The sequence below is a fragment of the Micromonospora sp. ATLC20 genome (assembly GCF_057196585.1).
Genome location: NZ_JBXUOV010000353.1, coordinates 1 through 1,982 on the forward strand (window position 1 = coordinate 1; position 1,982 = coordinate 1,982).

Genomic DNA, 1,982 nt, shown 5'->3' on the forward strand with positions numbered 1-1,982 from the left:
TGGGATTTTATATGTTTTAAAAAGACAGCCCCGCGGGCGGGGGCCGGGTCGGCGGCGGCCCCCGCCGCGAGCGCCCGGTCCCGGTCCACCGCCACCACCGCGTTGACCGCCGGGTTGAACCGCTCGATCCGGTCCAGGTGGGCCCGGACCAGGTCGGCGCTGGACACGGCGCCGGCGTCGAGGGCGCGCAGCAACGCGGTCGCGCTCACCGTGGCCAGGTCCTCCATCGCACCTCCCGGCCGCACCCGCGCCGACTGCGCCGGCCGCACGGGCTGGGTACGGTCGTGGCACCGTACCGCCCGGCCGGTCGACTGCGGACCGGTCGCAGTTGCGCGGCGTCCTGAACGCTTGTGCGGCGGCGGCGCGGCGGGCGACGCTGCCGGGGACACCGCGAGCGTGCTCCGGGCGGGCAACGGGCCTCGTTACGGGGCGGCCGCCGCAGCGTCCACGCGTGCATCCGTGGCGATCGTCGCCTGCCCACAGGGGAGACTGGCATGACTTCCGCTCCGACCAGGTCGACCACCTCGAAGACTCCACCGGGGTCGAACGCGCCGCGGTTCGTACAGACCGCGTCGTTCGTCCGGGGTCCGATCGACTACCTCGACCAGAACCACCGCAAGTACGGCGACATCTTCACGGTGTCGCTGATCGGCATGCCGCCGATCGTGTACGTCGCGAACCCGGACCTCGCCCGCCAGGTGTTCGCCACCGACCGCAGCGTCGGCAACGCCGGCCGTACCCGGCAGGACTTCCTGCAGCGGATGGTGGGCGACTACTCGATCCTGGTGCTCGACGGCGACGAGTGGCTGCGGCAACGCAAGATGATCGGGTCGGCGTTCCACACCCGCTACCTGCAGAGCTACCAGGAGGAGATCCGCCGCATCGCGGTCGAGTCGGTCGCCACCTGGCCGGTCGGCACGCCGTTCCCGGTCCGGCCCAAGATGCAGACCATCGCGTTGGACGTGCTCCTGCGCGTCGTGTTCGGCATCCGCGACCTCGAACGGGTCGCCCAGCTGCGGGAGATGCTGCCCCGGCTGACCGCGTCGGCGTCCAGCATGGAGACGCTGGCGTTCGTGCTGTCCCGCTCGGCGTGGGCCGGCATCGAGCCGATCTTCCGCAAGATCCCGGGCAGCGCGGCGGCCCGGTTCACCCAGGCGCGCGCGGACTGCGACGCGATCCTCTACGACGAGATCCGGCGGCGGCGGGCCGAGCCGGACAACGCCGAGCGCAAGGACATCATGTCCCAGCTGCTGCGCGCCGCGGACGACCAGGGCACGCCGATGACCGACCTGGAGCTGCGCGACGCGCTCATGACGCTGCTGGAGGCGGGATACGAGACGACCGCCGCGGCGATGGCCTGGGTCTTCGAGCGGCTCGTCCGTCACCCCGACGTCTACCGGCGACTGCTGGAGGAGACCAAGGACGGCGACGAGACGTACCTGGAGGCCGTCATCAAGGAGACCATGCGGACCCGGCCGATCGTGCCGGTGATGCCGCGGGCGCTGTCCGGCCCGCTGGAGATCGGCGGCTACACGGTGCCGGGCGGCTGGTGGGTGGCGCCGTCGGTGCCGCTGCTGCACGGCCGGGAGGAGTCGTTCGAGTCGCCGGAGGAGTTCCGGCCGGACCGTTTCCTCGGCGAGGACGTGCCGAAGGCGGCGTTCCTGCCGTTCGGCGGCGGGCGGCGGCACTGCCTGGGCGCGCAGTTCGCGATGATCGAGATGAAGGCGGTCATCCCCGAGGTGATCAAGCGGATGGACCTGCGCCGCCCCGACGGCGCCGGTCCGGAGGCGCAGAAGACCTCGCACGTGCTGCTCACCCCGTCCGAGGGGGCGACTGTCGTGGCCGAGCCGCGTAAGCAGGCGGCGAGCGCCTGAGACGTACCGATCGACCGGGCCGGCCCTCGACGAGGGCCGGCCCGTCCCGTGTCGGCGGTCGGCCCGGGAGCGCGCCCGACGGCGCGGCCGGGTGGCCGAGAGCTCAGC

The 1,982-nt window shown here is 72.6% G+C and carries 1 protein-coding gene and 1 pseudogene; one reads left to right on the forward strand and one right to left on the reverse strand.

The features are described from left to right. Positions 1-227, reverse strand: a pseudogene (locus tag AC2CHG_RS31195) (hypothetical protein); the annotation flags it as partial. 267 nt (positions 228-494) lie between these two features. On the opposite strand from AC2CHG_RS31195, the gene AC2CHG_RS31200 reads away from it, so the two are divergent. Continuing rightward, positions 495-1,874: a cytochrome P450 gene (locus AC2CHG_RS31200; RefSeq protein ID WP_484526185.1), complete on the forward strand. Its 1,380-nt coding sequence runs from the start codon at positions 495-497 to the stop codon at positions 1,872-1,874. Positions 1,875-1,982 lie beyond the last annotated feature (108 nt).

What these genes read in the sequence shown, in the direction of transcription:
- AC2CHG_RS31200 (WP_484526185.1), top strand. Translation starts at nt 495, where the DNA reads ATGACTTCCGCTCCGACCAGGTCGACCACCTCGAAGACTCCACCGGGG.